Consider the following 14190-nt stretch of genomic DNA (forward strand, 5'->3'; position numbering starts at 1 on the left):
CCCGACGGTAAAGGATCGCGACAACGAAGGGGGGCCACCCCACGGGCGGCCCCCCAACAATGATCGAGCGGTTACGGCGCCGCGGGCGGGACGACCCGGACGGTCGCCCACTGGTTGCGGTGCCCCTCTTCCAGCAGGATGAACTTGACGCCGAAGTTCACGCCGGCGTCACCGGGATTGCCGGTGCCGGTGACCACGCCGCCGCCAAGGTCGATGCCGTACTGCGCGGTGGCCGGGTTGCCGTTCGCATCCACGATCCGCACCGAGTACGGCGCGCTGTCCTTCGAGGGCAGCACGACCGACGCGTCGGCGTCGCGGAAGAACAGCGGGTTGGCCGGGTTGAGGTCCGGCCGGTACTCCACGCCCGGGTACCAGCCCTTGGCGTCGGTGAACGCCAACTTGCCGGGCTTGGCCGCGAACTTCGAGCAGTACGAGCTGAACGGCTCGTTCGGCGCCTCGAAGCACTCGGTGAACGGGTAGGTGGCGCGGAACCCGAACGCCGCGTTCGACGACTGTGGCCGGGACGGCAGGTTGTTGAGGGCCGACGGGTCCTTGTCGGCCGCTACGCCCTTGCGGCGGAGCGGGTCGAAGTGCGAGTCGACGATCAGCAGGCCGCCCTTCGAGCCGATGCTCGGCGGGTCGAAGAGGTTGTTGAGGACGTGGTTGAGGTTGCCGTAGCTGGTGTCGCGGTACCACACCAGCATGCCGGGGGCGTTGTACGGCACCCGCTCGACCTTCCACGCGCCATCACGCAGGTAGTTCGTCGAGTACGCGTACTTGAGGCCCTCGTCGAAGCCGTCGTGGTTGCGCCACTCGGCGAGGTAGTAGTGCGCGAACGAGAACGAACCGGGGGAGATGCCCCAGCCCGCGCCGGTGGTGTTGGTGAAGGTCGTGACGGTCGGCGTCCAGCCGTTGGCACCGCCCTCGACGTCGTCGGACCATACGGTGGCACCGTCCGCGGTGACCGAGAAGTCGTCGGCGAACCAGCCGCTGGCTTCGAACGCGGCGTCCGTGGCGTACCGCAGCCGGAGTTGGATGCTCTGGCCGGCGAACGGCGTCAGGCTGACGTAGTCGTGCCGCCACTGGCCGCCGGTGGTGCCGGTGAGGCCGTACTTCTTGTTGCCGTAGTCGCGCATCCGGTTGTTGGGGTCGGCGTACCCGTCGTCGGTGGACACCAGGTTGCCGGCCTCGTCGAAGATCTTCTGCTCGGCCCACGTGGCGCCGCCGTCGGTGGACACCTCGATGAAACCGAAGTCCCAGTCTTCTTCGATCACGTAGTTGTTCCACGTCCAGAACCGCACGTCGCCGCCGGCCGGCACGTCGATCGACCGGGTCAGTCGCACGTCGGCCCAGGACTGGTCGTTGTTGGACCACCACTGGTTGGCGCCGCTGTGCGGTGTCGAGAGCGTGACCTGCTTGGGAGGCAGGTTGACCCGGATGCCGTCTTCGGTGCCGACCGGGGTGCGCGAGGTCTGCCCGAGCTTGACCCGCGCCGCGGAGTCGCCCGGGTTGAGGATCAGCGGATCGGCCCAGCCGAGCACGAACTTGTCCCACAGGCCCATGTGTGTCGGCATGCTCTGGAAGATCGGACCGGTGTGTGAGCCGGACGACATCAGGTCCCAGAAGTCGACGTCCGAGTCGCCGCCGGAGCCGGTGTCGTACAGGTCCGGCAGGCCGAGGTCGTGCCCGTACTCGTGGGCGAAGACGCCGACGCCGGAGTCTTCCGGCTGGACGATGTAGTTGCTGATCGCGATGTCGGTACCCGGGATGGTGTGGCCGGGAACGATCGCGGAGGAGTGCGCCCAGATCGCGTACGGGCCCTCGGCGCCGCCGCCACCGGACTTGTCCTCGCCGGCGTGCACCAGCACGAGGTGGTCGATCACGCCGTCGGGCTCGAGGAAGTTGCCGTCACCGTCGACGTCCGCGACGTCTTCGACGTCGTAGTCGGCCCACGGGAAGCTCGGGTCCTGCGCCGCCAGCACGTCGACAGCGTCGGCACCGAGCGCCGCCGGGCCGGCCGGGTTGTCGGGATGGCCGTTCATGTCCTGGCTCGCGCCGGCCTCCCAGACCCCGTCGACCAGCGTGCAGGTGTCGGCGCCGTACCACCCCTCGGAGTGCGGCACGGTGACCCAGGGGGTTGCCTCGCCGTCGACCGTGTAGGCGCCCTTGGACATCTCGGTGTACATGTTGGCCATCGTCAGGCCGCGCAGGCTGATGCCCTTCTTGCCGTCCGGGCCGCGCAGGTCGGGCCGCACCCGCTCGGTGACGCCCTCCTTGGTGTACAGCAGCTTGTTGAAGAACTCGGAGGAGAAGTCCGGCACCCACATTGAGTTGTTGTCGGGATGCGATGCCTCGGCCGGGTTGGGGATGTTGTTGTGCAGTGGGCCGTTCTGCACGTTGCCCGGCACGCAGGACCGCTCGTTCTCCGGCGTGGTCGCGTCGTCGAACGTCGCCTGCGGCACCATCACGCCGCTGAAGTCGTCGTTGGCGTTGGGGTTGAACTCGACCAGGATCGTCAGCAGCTGGGCCACCTGCGTCTGGTCGGCCTGCTTGTATCGGATGTGCCGGGGGTTCTTGCCCGTGCGTATCGCCTCGGCCTCGGTCCTGGCCAGCCCGCGGGCGGCTACCGGGTTGCCTTCGGAGAACTTGCGACCGTACTCGCTGACCGGGTCGGGGCGGGCCTGCTTGATTTTGCCCTTGGCGCCCTCGGCGACCACCTCGCGGCCGTCGGTGGGGCGTTCGACCTTCGGCTCCACGTAGTTGATGTAGTAGTCCCGGTCCGTCGGAACGAACCGGGCGGGCTTGCCGGCCGCCGGCCCCGCGCTGGCGACCGACAAGCCGGCCGACGCGATGACCAGGACGGGTACCGACAGCAGTGCCCGTATCTTCTTGCCCCGCACTTTGTATTCCCCCTTCTCGCGCGTCCCTGAGCGAGCCACGCACCCGACACCCGGGTGGAGTGTTCGGGCAACGACAGGAGGCTATGCGACCGCTGTGCCATGGACAACCGTCAGTGAGCAGCCAGTTTCGGACGGGCTAGCGTCCATTTCGGATACTCCCGATATGCCGGCCGGCTTCAGGCGCGCGACAGGCCGAAACGGCGATTCCTGGCATGATCAGGCGCTGCCTGACGGTACTTGATCGGGCCCGATCGTGGGGGCGATCCTTACCGAATTCCGAGTTTGCGCGGTTATCTTGAGGCATGGGCCAACCCGACGCGGGCGACCCCCCGGTCCAGAGACCCGCGCGTTCGCACCGACTGTTGATCATCGGTTCGGCGCTGGTCGCGCTGGTCGCCCTGGCGCTGGTCGCGGTCGTGTCGTTCCGGTGGGGCGCCTCCGACACCCCGGCCGTACTGCCGACCGTCTCGCCGGAGCCCACCGCTGTCGAGGAGCTCACCGCCAAAGAGGTCTACGACACCGTGGCGCCGTCGGTGGTGATCATCGAGGCGCTCGACGCGGGCGGCAAGACCACCGCCACCGGCACCGGCGTGATCGCCAGCGCGCAGGGGGTGATCCTCACTGCCCTGCACGTCGTGAAGGGTGCCGGCGGGGTGCGCGTGACGTTCGCCGACGGTACCCAATCGGCCGCCACGGTCCGCGCGGCGGACGAGGAGATCGACGTCGCGGCGCTCGCCGCCGCGACCCTGCCGCAGATCGTGGTTCCAGCGGTACTGGGTAGTTCCGGCCGCCTCTCCGTCGGCGACGGCGTCGTCGCCGTCGGCAACCAGCTCGGCATGGTCCGCAGCGCGACCACCGGCGTGGTCTCCGGCCTCGACCGGTCCGCGACCGGCACCGGCGGGCTGCGCCTTTCGGGCCTGATCCAGTTCGACGCGGCGGTCAACCCCGGCAGCTCCGGCGGACCGTTGGTCAACACCCGAGGTGAGACGGTGGGGATCGTCGTGGCGCTGGCCAACCCGACAACCGCCGGCACGTTCATCGGTATCGGCTTCGCCGTGCCCATCGGCGCGGCCGCCGCCGCGGGCGGCGGCGACGGACCCCAGCAGTGACGCACCAGCAGTGACGAACGAACCGTAAGGAAGTATGCATGGACGCACCGGTGGAGCAGATCCTGTACGAGGTCAAGAAGACCATCGTGGGGCAGGACACGCTGCTCGAACGGCTCCTCATCGGGCTGCTGGCGCGCGGGCACATCCTCGTCGAGGGCGTGCCCGGCCTCGCCAAGACGTTGGCCGTCAAGGCGCTCGCGGGAGCGATCGGCGGGCAGTTCCACCGGGTGCAGTTCACGCCCGACCTGGTGCCGGCCGACATCGTCGGCACCCGGGTGTACCACCAGCGCACGGGGGAGTTCGAGGTGTCGCTGGGGCCGGTGTTCACCAACCTGCTGCTCGCCGACGAGATCAACCGGGCGCCCGCGAAGGTGCAGAGCGCCCTGCTGGAGGTCATGCAGGAGCAGCAGGTCACGATCGGCCGCGAGACGCACCCGGTGCCGCGGCCGTTCCTCGTCATGGCGACGCAGAACCCGATCGAGTCCGAGGGCACCTACCAACTGCCCGAGGCGCAGGTCGACCGGTTCATGATGAAGGTCCTGGTCGGCTACCCCAGCGCCACCGAAGAGTTCGTGATCGTCGAGCGGGCGATCGCGCCCGACCCGATCACCCAGGCGGTCGTCGCCCCGGAGCGGCTCATCCAGATGCAGGCACAGGTCGACGACGTGTACGTCGATCCGGCCCTGATCGAGTACTCGGTGCGCCTCGCCACCGCCACCCGCCAGCCGGCCGAAGTGGGGCTCGGCGGGCTGACCCGGTACATCGACTTCGGTGCCAGCCCGCGCGCGTCGATCAACCTCATCCTCGCCGCGCGCGCCCTCGCGTACATCCGCGGGCGGGACTACGTGGTGCCGCAGGACGTCACCGACCTGGCCCTCGACGTGCTGCGGCACCGGCTGGTGCTGACCTACGAGGCGCTCTCCGACGACGTCACCGCCGACATGATCCTCACCCAGGTGCTGGCCGCGATGCCGGTGCCGGAGGCGCCCATGCGGAAGGCCCCTGTGTGACGAGCCCACCCGACCGGCTGCTGCGGCGCCTCGACTGGCAGGTCGTCCGCCGACTCGACGGGCGGCTGCTGGGCGCGTACCGCACGGTCTTTCGCGGTACCGGGTTCGACTTCGCCGACCTGCGCGAGTACACGCCCGAAGACGACGTGCGGCACATCGACTGGAACGTGACCGCCCGCCTCGACGAGCCTTACGTCCGGCAGTACACCGAAGACCGCGACCTGACCGCGTGGCTGGTGCTCGACCAGTCCGCCTCGATGCGGTTCGGGCCGCCCGACCGGGGCAAGGACTCGCGCCTCGCCGAACTCGCCGTCTGCCTCGCGCGGCTCTTCACACACGGCGGCAACCGGGTCGGCGCGATCCTGTACGACAACCACGCGCAGCGGATCATCCCGGCCCGCACCGGTCGCACGCACGTGTTGCACCTGACGCACGAACTGACCAAACCCGTTGCGGCGCCAACGATCCGCGGCGCCACCGACCTCGACGCGATGCTTCGGCTGGCCGCCGGCACCATACGCAGGCGTAGCCTGGTGTTCGTCATCTCCGACTTCATCGCCGAGGTCGACTGGGAGCCGGCGCTGACCCGGCTGAGTTACCGGCACGAGGTGATCGCGATCCGCGTCGTCGACCCGATGGAGCTGGACCTGCCCGATCTGGGACTGGTCCTGGTCGAAGACGCCGAGACCGGTGAGCAGCTGCTCGCCGACACCAGCGATCCGCTCTTCCGGCAGCGGCTGCGCGCCGAGGTCGACGCGCGCGAGGCGGCCGTCGTCGCCGCCATGGGCCGCTCCGGCGTGACCGCACACCGGGTCGGCACCGGCGACGACCTCGTCACCGCACTCGTCGAGATGGCGCGCCGGTCGAAGGCGAGGCGGAAGTGAGCTTCCAGAACCCCGCCATGCTCGTGGTCGCCGCCATCGCCGGCCTGGGGCTCGTGCTGGCGTACAGGTGGCTGCAGCGGCGCCGGACTGCGCTGCTCACGGCGGCGGGCCTTCGCCCGCCGCGTCAGGGCCTGCGACGGCACATCCCTCCGGCGCTCTTTCTGGTCGCGCTGATCCTGCTGCTCGTCGGTCTCGCCCGTCCACAAGCGACGGTACCGGTGCCGCGCGCGTCCGGCACGGTGATCCTCGCCTTCGACGTCTCCAACAGCATGGCGGCCGACGACATCGCGCCCAGCCGCCTCGCCGCCGCGCAGGCCGCCGCGACCGGATTCGTCGAGGAACAACCAGACACAGTGGACGTTGGGGTGGTCGCCTTCGGGCAGGGCGCCCAGACCACCCAGAACCCGTCGAACGACCGCGACAGCACCATCGGCGCCATCAACCGGCTCACCGTGGCCGGCGGCACCTCGCTCGGGGAGGCCATCCTGGCGTCGCTGTCCGCCATCACCGGCGAGTCGGTCAGCCTGCCCGAGGAGGGACAGCCGCTGCCCGACCTCGGGTACTGGCGCTCGGCCACCATCGTGCTGCTCTCCGACGGCGAGGACACCGGCGGGCCGGACGCGGTCGCCGCCGCCGAGCTCGCCGCCGCGGCGGGCGTGCACATCGAGACCGTCGGCATCGGCACGATCGAGGGCGACACGATCGAGGTCGACGGGTACCAGATAGCGACCGCGCTGAACGAGGAGCTGCTCACGCAGGTCGCCGAGGCGACCGGGGCCTCCTACCACCGCGCCCAGGACGCGCAGGCCCTCGACGCCGTCTACGAGTCGCTCGACCTGAGGATCACCACCGAAGACGAGTTCGTCGAGCTCACCGGCGGCGTCGTCGCCGTCTCGGTGCTGCTCCTCACGATCGGCGCGCTGCTGATGATCACCTGGTTCGGACGGATACTCTGATGTCGCTGACCTGGCCGTGGGCCCTCACCGCGCTGCTGGCGTTTCCCTTGCTGCTCGCCTACCGGTGGTGGACCCGCCGGCGCCGGCGGCGCGAGACCGTGCGGATGCCGAGCGTCGCGCTGATCCGGGCCGCGCTGCCGGGGCGTTCGACGTGGCGGCGCCGGATCCCGATCTGGCTGTTCGCTGCCGGGCTCGTCGTGCTCGGGACCGGCGCCGCGCGCCCGCAGGCGTCCGTGCCCGTACCGCAGGGCGGCACGTCGATCCTGCTCGCCATGGACGTGTCCGCGTCGATGTGCTCGACCGACGTGTCGCCGAACAGGATGACGGCCGCGCAGGAAGCGGCCCGCGACTTCGTCGAGGAGCAGGACGACGGCACCCGGATCGGGCTGGTCACGTTCTCCGGCATCGCCGGGCTGCTCGTCGAGCCCACCACCGACAAGAAGAAGCTGGTCGAGGCCATCGACACGCTGCGAACGGCCCGCGGCACCGCCATCGGCCAGGCCATCCTGACCTCGGTCGACGCGATCGCCGCGACCAACCACGACGTGCCGCCCACCGGCGTCGACGTGCCGCCTGCCGAACCCACCGGCGACTTCGTGCCCGACGCCATCGTCGTGCTCACCGACGGCCGCAACACCCAGGGCGTCGACCCGCTCACCGCGGCCACCGAGGCGGCCGCCCGCCGGGTACGCGTGTACACGATCGGCTTCGGCACCACCGAGCCCGCCGCGTCGGTGTGCAGGCCAGACCAGATCAGCGGCGACGCGGCGTTCCGGGGTGACCCGCAGGGCCCGCCCGGCGGCGGGTTGAGGCGCGGCGGGCGCTACCGGCAGATCGACGAGGAGACCCTGACGCAGGTCGCTGACATGACGGGCGGCAAGTACTACCAGGCAGAAGACGCCGAGGCGCTCAGCGACGTCCTGTCCGACCTGCCCGGCTCGATCGTCACCCAGCGCCAGGACGTCGAGGTGACCGTGTGGTTCGCCCTGGCCGGCGCGGCCCTCCTGCTCACCGCCCTGGGCCTCTCAGCCTGGTGGACCCGCCCCATCCTCCCCACGACCGCACTGACGCCCTCCCGCCCAGCCCCGCCGGCGGGGCCCGCCCCGCCCGCAGGGCCAGCGCCGCCCCCTCGCCCCGTCGATCAAGGGCAAACGCACGCGGTTTGATCTCTTTTCCGCGTGTATTTGCCCTTGATCGATGCGGATCTCCTTGATCGCGGACGACCATCGCCGCGTGACGCTCAGCGGCCGTCGTCGTCCGTCAGGTCGAAGGTGATGGTCAGCTCGCTCCAGTACGCGCCCGACGACGAGTCAGGGGCCACGTCGTCGGGCTCGGTCACGCCCGTCCAGGCCTTGACCGCGCGGTATCGGTAACCGTCCTGTGTGGCCGCTTCGGCGCGAAACGACACGGCCTGTCCGGCCGTCAGCTCGCGGTAGCCCTCCATCGCGATCGCGGAGAAGTGCACCCAGCAACCACCGGGCACGTCGGGGCCGTCGATGACGCCCCAGCCCTCCTCGCTGCGGTACTCACGGACCACACCCGTACTTGTCACCCGCCGAGCGTACGGCGCCGGCCTCGACCCGCGACCTCGGGGAAACCACGCCCCGGCCCTGGGGTGAGGGCGCGACTTGCCCGAACCTGCCCGGCGTACCCGGCCTGGTCGGCCGCCGATCAAGGAACATTGCGTCGACGCTTCTATAGGGGTGGTGATCGGGCCCGGGGGTTCGTGATCAAGGGCAAGAACACGTGGATCTGAGATCAAAGCACGTGCGATTGGCCTTGATCGACGGGAGAGGGCGGGGAGCTGTCGCTCAGCGCGGCGCGGTGGTTGTGCGGGCTCACGCCGCGGACCCGTTTGAACGCGGTGCTGAGCGCGAACGCATTGCTGTAGCCGACCTTGCGGGCGACGGCCGCGAGCGTCGAGTGGGGCTCGCGCAGCAGGTCGGCGGCGAGCGCGAGGCGCCAGCTCGTCAGGTACGACATCGGCGGCTCACCGACCAGGTCCGCGAAGCGCCGTGCGAGCGTCGCCCGTGACACCCCGAGGCGGGTGGCGAGCTCTGCCACGGTCCACGGGTGTGCCGGGTGGTTGTGCAGCATCCGCAGGGCCCGGCCGACGACGGGATCGGACTGAGCGCGGAACCAGCCGGGAGCCGTGTCGCCGCGCGAGAACCACGTGCGCAGTACCGCGATCAGCATCAGGTCGAGGATGCGGTCGAGGACGGCCGACTGCCCCTGGTCGTCCTTGACGATCTCGGCGGCGAGCAGCGGGACGAGTGGGCTGTCCCAGTCTTCCTTGGTGAGCACGAGCATCGGCGGCAGGGCCCGCAGCAGGGGGTCGCTGACCTCGCCGGCGTCCTGGTAGGTGCCGACCAGCATCACGGTCTGGCCGTCGTCGCTGTTTCCCCACGTGCGCACGCCACGGTCCATCGCGATGGCCAGGTCTTCGCCGTACACGGTCGTGCAGCGCTCACCCGGATGGATGATCACCTGTGGCGGCGTCGTGGGGTGGTCCGCCACCAGGTACGGCTCCGGGCCACGGATGACGAGCACGTCGCCGGCCTGTATCTCCACCGGGTCTTTACGGCCGCGAAGCAGCCAGGCGGATCCGCGCACGACCGACACGAGGGCGAGCGGAGCCTGGTCTTCGATCCGCATGGACCACGGCGGGTCGAGGACGACCCGGAGCAGGTATGCGCCGCGGGCACGCGGGCCGTCGAGGAGACCGGCGAGAGCGTCCATCCGCTCAGATTAGACGATGGCGTATGGCATTGAGCCTCTGCGCCATGGATCGTCTAACGCCGGTGCCGTGCAATATTCACATGACTGATAACGCGACCTACCTGTTGATCGGCGGCAACGGCAAGACCGGCCGCCGCGTGGCCGAGCGCCTCGTCGCCCACGACCTGCCCGTACGCATCGGCTCCCGCTCCGGGCAGCCCGCGTTCGACTGGCACGCCGATCCGGCGACCTGGGCACCGCTGATGCGCGGCGCGACCGCCGCTTACGTCACGTACTACCCCGACCTGGGCATTCCCGGCGCCGCGCCGGCGATCCGCGCGTTCGCCGAGGTCGCCGCCGAGGCCGGCGTCCGCCGCCTGGTGCTGCTGTCCGGGCGCGGCGAGGAGGACGCGGCGGCCAGCGAGGAGATGATCAAAGGCGTCGGTCTGGAGTGGACGGTGGTTCGGAGCACCTGGTTCGCGCAGGACTTCACCGAGCACTTCCTGCTCCCGCCGGTACTGAGCGGTGTGATCTCGCTGCCGACCGACGTGCCGGAGCCCTTCGTCGACCTGGAGGACGTGGCCGACGTCGCGGTTGCCGCGCTGACCGAGGACGGCCACCACGGCCGGACGTACGAGCTGACCGGCCCGCACCTGGTGACGTTCGCGGAGGCGGCCGCCCTGATCTCCGAGGCGTCCGGCCGGCCGGTGCGCTTCGAGAAGGTGACGCCGGCCGTGTGCACCGAGCGGATGATCGCCGACGGTGTGCCGGTCGAGGAGGCCGAGGCGCTCACCGAGCTGTTCGCCCGGATCCTGGACGGCCGCAACGCCCACGTCACCGGCGACGTCACGGCGGTCACCGGACGCCCGGCTCGGGACTTCGTGACCTTTGTCCGGGACGCGGCCGCGACTGGTGTGTGGAACTCCTAGCATTGGCCACGTGACGTACGTCAAGGACCCGCGGATAGATGCGTACATCGACGGGTTGCCCGGGTGGCAGCAGGCCATCTGCGAGCAGGTGCGCGACCTGGTGCACGGCTGCGACCCGGAGGTGGAGGAGACCGTCAAGCGGCGGGTCCAGCCCTACTTCGTGCTCAAGGGCAACATCTGCGCGCTGATGGGCACGAAGGACCACGTGAACATCTTCCTGTACGACGGCACGATCGTGCCCGACCCGGAAGGCATCATCACGGCCGGGCACGACAACAAGACCGCCCGGATGGTGTCGGTGTACGAGGGCGAGAAGCTCAACAAGCGGGCGCTGGGCGCGATGTTCCAGCAAATCATCGCGAACAACCGGGCCGGTGGCTGGCGCAAGCTCAAGGGCTCGTCCTGACGGACGCTTTCCCCCTGATTTAGGGGAAATGCCGGTATTGCCGGCGGTGGGCAGCCATGATCAAGGGGTGGTCGCGCCGTTACATCGCCCCGTCGAGCCGATGCTCGCGGTGGCCGGCCCGGTGCCAGCCGGTGCGTGGGCGTACGAGTTCAAATGGGACGGAGTCCGGGCGATCGTCGAGCCAAGTGGCGGCCGCACGCGGCTCACCAGCCGAAACCTGCGGGACATCACCAACTCGTACCCGGAGATCGCCGAGGCGAACGGCGCGCTCGGCAGCCTGCGGGCCGTGCTCGACGGGGAGATCGTCGCTCTGGACGAGCACGGCGCGCCGTCATTCGCGCGGCTCCAGCACCGGATGCACGTCGCCCGGCCGTCGAGCGCGCTGGTCGTTTCGGTGCCGGTTCACCTGTACCTCTTCGACGTGCTTGAACTCGACGGGCGCCCGCTGATCGGCGAGCCGTACACGCGCCGCCGGGAGCTACTCGACCAGCTGGGGCTGAGCGGCGGTCTGGTGTACACGCCGCCCTCGTTTCCCGCGGACCGCACCACGGCCGCGGACATGCTGGCCGCGGCCGGCGAAAGCGGACTGGAGGGCGTGGTCGCGAAGCGCCTGACCTCGCCGTACCGGCCCGGCCAACGCTCCCCGGACTGGATCAAGACGGCCTTGGAGCGGACCGCCGAGGTGATCGTGTGCGGGTGGAAGCCCGGCGCGGGGCGGCGCCTCGGCATGATCGGCTCGGTGATGCTGGGCGCGTCCGACGATCAGGGGCGGCTGGTGTACGTCGGCCACGTCGGCACGGGGTTCACCGAGGCGGCGCTGCGCGAGCTGGCCACCCGGCTGGCGCCCCTGGCACGTGACACGTCGCCGCTGGACGTGCCGGTGCCGCGCGAGCACAGCCGCGACGCGATGTGGGTCGATCCGGTGCTGGTCGCGGAGGTGGTGTACCGGACGCTCACGCCCGACGGCCGGCTCCGGCATCCGAGCTGGCGCGGCCTGCGTCCGGACAAAGCACCCGAGGAGGTCTTCTGGCGCGAGTCCGCGGGGTAATACGGACCCATGGACTTCCGGCTGGAGATCGCCGGGGTGCGCGGCCGCGACTCCACGAAAAGGGCTGGCCCGTCGGTGGTGGCGGTGCCAGCATGGAGGCATGCAGCCATGCCATGAGCGGATGATGGGCCCCTCCTCGGGGCTGCTCGGCGTGCGCTAGCGCGATTTTCCAACGACCAGACCCCGCTCGGCGGGCGTCGCATCGTGGCCTCCCGCCGTCGCGGGGCGGAGGAGGCATCATGCCTTTCTATGTGACCACCGCCATCCCGTACGTCAACGCCGCCCCGCACCTCGGGCACGCGCTGGAGCTGGTGCAGGCGGACGTGCTGGCCCGGCACCGGCGGCTGCGCGGTCAACAGGTGCGGTTCCTGACCGGTACGGATGACAACGCCGTGAAGAACGTGCGGGCCGCGCGCGCCGCCGGGGTGCCGGTGGAGGAGTTCGTCAAGACCAACGCAGCGCGCTTCGCGGCGCTACGCGAGCCGCTCGCGCTGTCGTTCGACGACTTCATCGCGACCAGCGCCGATCGACGACATGCCTATGGGGTACGCCGGTTGTGGCGGGAGTGTGCGGCGGCGGGTGACTTCTACCGGCGAACCTACCGGGGTCTCTACTGTGGTGGGTGCGAGCAGTTCTATCAGCCCGACGAACTGGCCGGTGCGGTGTGCCCGGAGCACGGCACCGAGCCCGAGGCCATCGAGGAGGAGAACTGGTTCTTCCGGTTGGGTCGCTATCAGGGCGCGATCCTGCGGGAGCTGGAGTCCGGGCGGGTGCGGGTCCTGCCGGAGGCGCGGCGCAACGAGGTGCTCGCGTTCGTCAGAGGTGGACTCGCCGACTTCAGCGTGTCTCGCCCGGCGGCGCGGGCCGGTGGCTGGGGGATCGGCGTGCCGGGCGACCCCGAACAGGTGGTGTACGTGTGGTGGGACGCGCTCGCCAACTACGTCACCGCACTCGGATATGGCACCGGCGACGAGGCGTACCGTACATGGTGGACGGACGCCGGCGAGCGGGTGCACCTCATCGGGAAAGGGATTGTCCGTTTCCACGCCGTGTACTGGCTGGCGTTGCTGCTGTCCGCCGGGCAGCCGCTGCCCACCACGATCGTGGTGCACGACTACCTCACCGTAGACGGCGCGAAGATAGCCAAGAGCGCCGGTAACGCGGTCGACCCGGCCGCGCTGGTCGACCGGTACGGCAGTGACGCGCTGCGATGGTGGCTGCTGGCCGAGGTGGCCCCGGTGGGCGACACCGACTTCACGGCCGAGCGCCTGATCCGCCGCGCGAACCAGGATCTGGCGCACGGGATCGGCAACCTGGTCCACCGCACGGCGAGCCTGCTGCGCCGCTACCGTGAGGGCGGAGTGCCGGAGGTGCCGCAGGTCGGCATCGACCTCCCGAGCCAGATCGACCGGGCGCTCGACCGGTACGACTTCCGAGCCGCGACACGTGCGGTGACGGCGACCGTGGCCGAGGCCAACCGGCTCATCGAAACCAGGCGGCCATGGGAAGGCTCCGCTGACGTCGACAGCGTTCTCGGCACGCTGCTGCACACCTGCCGGGTACTGGCGACGGAGCTTGAGCCGTTCCTCCCGCACGGTGCCAAGCGGCTGCGGCGCCAACTGGACGATGGCGAGCAGGGCCCGGCGTTTCCCCGCTGGGAGTAGCCGCTACACGAGCGAGCGCGCCACCGGCCCGCCCAGCCGGGCGAGCACGGTGGCCAGCTGCTCAGGTTTCACACGAGCATTCTTTCCTCATCAAGGACCGTGTAGGCGAGCCCCTCCCCGTCGCGGTCGACGAGCACCCGCTGGCCGGGACGCAGCTCGCCCAACAGGATGAGTTCCGCCACGGCGTCCTCGACCTCCCGCTGGACCAGGCGGCGCAGCGGACGGGCGCCGAGCGCCGCGTCGAAGCCCTTGGCTGCCAGGTACTTCTTGGCGGTGTCGGTCAGCTCGAGGCCCATGCCCTTGTCGTGAAGCCTGGTCTCGATACGGACGATCATCATGTCCACGATGGACAGCATGTCCGTCAAGGTCAGTCGCGGAAACACGATGATCTCGTCGATGCGGTTCAGGAACTCGGGCCGGAAGTGCTGCTTCAGCTCGTCGTGGACCCTCCGCGTGTGATCGATGGAAGCCGCCTGGAAGCCCAGGGGGACGGTGTTGGTGATGTCGCGGGTGCCCAGGTTGGTGGTCAGGATGATCACCGTGTTCTTGAAGTCGACGATGCGTCC

Annotated in this window: 13 protein-coding genes; 9 read left to right on the top strand and 4 right to left on the bottom strand. The window is 70.0% G+C overall.

The annotated features are described in order from the left end of the window. Positions 1-71: 71 nt before the first annotated feature. Positions 72-2900 (bottom strand): immune inhibitor A domain-containing protein, encoded by a 2829-nt coding sequence (locus V6V89_RS25010; protein WP_334621760.1) that lies wholly within the window; start codon positions 2898-2900, stop codon positions 72-74. Positions 2901-3262: 362 nt separating this feature from the next. Here V6V89_RS25010 and V6V89_RS25015 point away from each other — a divergent pair, with 362 nt between their 5' ends. From V6V89_RS25015 to V6V89_RS25035, 5 genes are read left to right on the top strand one after another with little or no spacing between them, the layout of a single operon-like run. Continuing rightward, positions 3263-4009, top strand: a complete 747-nt coding sequence (locus tag V6V89_RS25015; RefSeq protein WP_334621761.1) for a S1C family serine protease — start codon at positions 3263-3265, stop codon at positions 4007-4009. A 38-nt stretch (positions 4010-4047) separates the two neighbouring features. Further along, positions 4048-5019: an AAA family ATPase gene (locus V6V89_RS25020; RefSeq protein ID WP_334621762.1), complete on the top strand. Its 972-nt coding sequence runs from the start codon at positions 4048-4050 to the stop codon at positions 5017-5019. Next, complete coding sequence (locus V6V89_RS25025) at positions 5016-5903, top strand: DUF58 domain-containing protein (RefSeq protein ID WP_334621763.1); 888 nt, start codon at positions 5016-5018, stop codon at positions 5901-5903. The genes V6V89_RS25020 and V6V89_RS25025 overlap by 4 nt, the downstream gene beginning before the upstream one ends. Then, on the top strand, positions 5900-6859 hold the full coding sequence (locus V6V89_RS25030) for a VWA domain-containing protein (protein WP_334621764.1): 960 nt from the start codon (positions 5900-5902) through the stop codon (positions 6857-6859). Before V6V89_RS25025 ends, V6V89_RS25030 begins: the two co-directional genes overlap by 4 nt. Beyond that, positions 6859-8025: a VWA domain-containing protein gene (locus V6V89_RS25035; RefSeq protein WP_334621765.1), complete on the top strand. Its 1167-nt coding sequence runs from the start codon at positions 6859-6861 to the stop codon at positions 8023-8025. Before V6V89_RS25030 ends, V6V89_RS25035 begins: the two co-directional genes overlap by 1 nt. A 74-nt stretch (positions 8026-8099) precedes the next feature. Here V6V89_RS25035 and V6V89_RS25040 read toward each other — a convergent pair whose 3' ends face one another. Both V6V89_RS25040 and V6V89_RS25045 read right to left on the bottom strand, forming a co-directional pair. Further along, positions 8100-8411: a cold-shock protein gene (locus tag V6V89_RS25040; RefSeq protein WP_334621766.1), complete on the bottom strand. Its 312-nt coding sequence runs from the start codon at positions 8409-8411 to the stop codon at positions 8100-8102. Positions 8412-8617: 206 nt separating this feature from the next. After that, positions 8618-9598, bottom strand: a complete 981-nt coding sequence (locus V6V89_RS25045) for an AraC family transcriptional regulator (protein WP_334621767.1) — start codon at positions 9596-9598, stop codon at positions 8618-8620. Between the two features lie 80 nt (positions 9599-9678). On the opposite strand from V6V89_RS25045, the gene V6V89_RS25050 reads away from it, so the two are divergent. The 4 genes from V6V89_RS25050 to metG all read left to right on the top strand — a co-directional run bounded on the left by V6V89_RS25050 (position 9679) and on the right by metG (position 13624). After that, positions 9679-10506 carry an NAD(P)H-binding protein gene (locus V6V89_RS25050; protein ID WP_334621768.1) on the top strand — a complete coding sequence of 276 codons (828 nt, stop codon included), beginning with the start codon at positions 9679-9681 and terminating at the stop codon, positions 10504-10506. Between the two features lie 10 nt (positions 10507-10516). After that, positions 10517-10912: a DUF1801 domain-containing protein gene (locus V6V89_RS25055; protein WP_334621769.1), complete on the top strand. Its 396-nt coding sequence runs from the start codon at positions 10517-10519 to the stop codon at positions 10910-10912. Positions 10913-10979: 67 nt separating this feature from the next. After that, positions 10980-11960, top strand: coding sequence for a non-homologous end-joining DNA ligase (gene ligD / locus V6V89_RS25060; protein ID WP_334621770.1), 981 nt, complete (start codon positions 10980-10982; stop codon positions 11958-11960). A gap of 239 nt (positions 11961-12199) precedes the next feature. Further along, positions 12200-13624, top strand: a complete 1425-nt coding sequence (gene metG, locus V6V89_RS25065; RefSeq protein ID WP_334621771.1) for a methionine--tRNA ligase — start codon at positions 12200-12202, stop codon at positions 13622-13624. Between the two features lie 68 nt (positions 13625-13692). Here metG and V6V89_RS25070 read toward each other — a convergent pair. Beyond that, the coding region (locus tag V6V89_RS25070) for an AAA family ATPase (protein ID WP_334621772.1) at positions 13693-14190 on the bottom strand (498 nt) is incomplete at its 5' end.

Origin of the sequence: Micromonospora sp. CPCC 206061, assembly GCF_036906915.1 — a bacterium.
GTDB lineage: Bacteria > Actinomycetota > Actinomycetes > Mycobacteriales > Micromonosporaceae > Phytohabitans.

Bases quoted from the DNA above. Each gene is read 5' to 3' on its own strand.
- V6V89_RS25035 (WP_334621765.1), top strand. From the start codon at position 6,859: ATGTCGCTGACCTGGCCGTGGGCCCTCACCGCGCTGCTGGCGTTTCCC.
- metG (WP_334621771.1), top strand. From the start codon at position 12,200: ATGCCTTTCTATGTGACCACCGCCATCCCGTACGTCAACGCCGCCCCG.
- V6V89_RS25020 (WP_334621762.1), top strand. From the start codon at position 4,048: ATGGACGCACCGGTGGAGCAGATCCTGTACGAGGTCAAGAAGACCATC.
- V6V89_RS25050 (WP_334621768.1), top strand. From the start codon at position 9,679: ATGACTGATAACGCGACCTACCTGTTGATCGGCGGCAACGGCAAGACC.
- V6V89_RS25045 (WP_334621767.1), bottom strand. From the start codon at position 9,598: ATGGACGCTCTCGCCGGTCTCCTCGACGGCCCGCGTGCCCGCGGCGCA.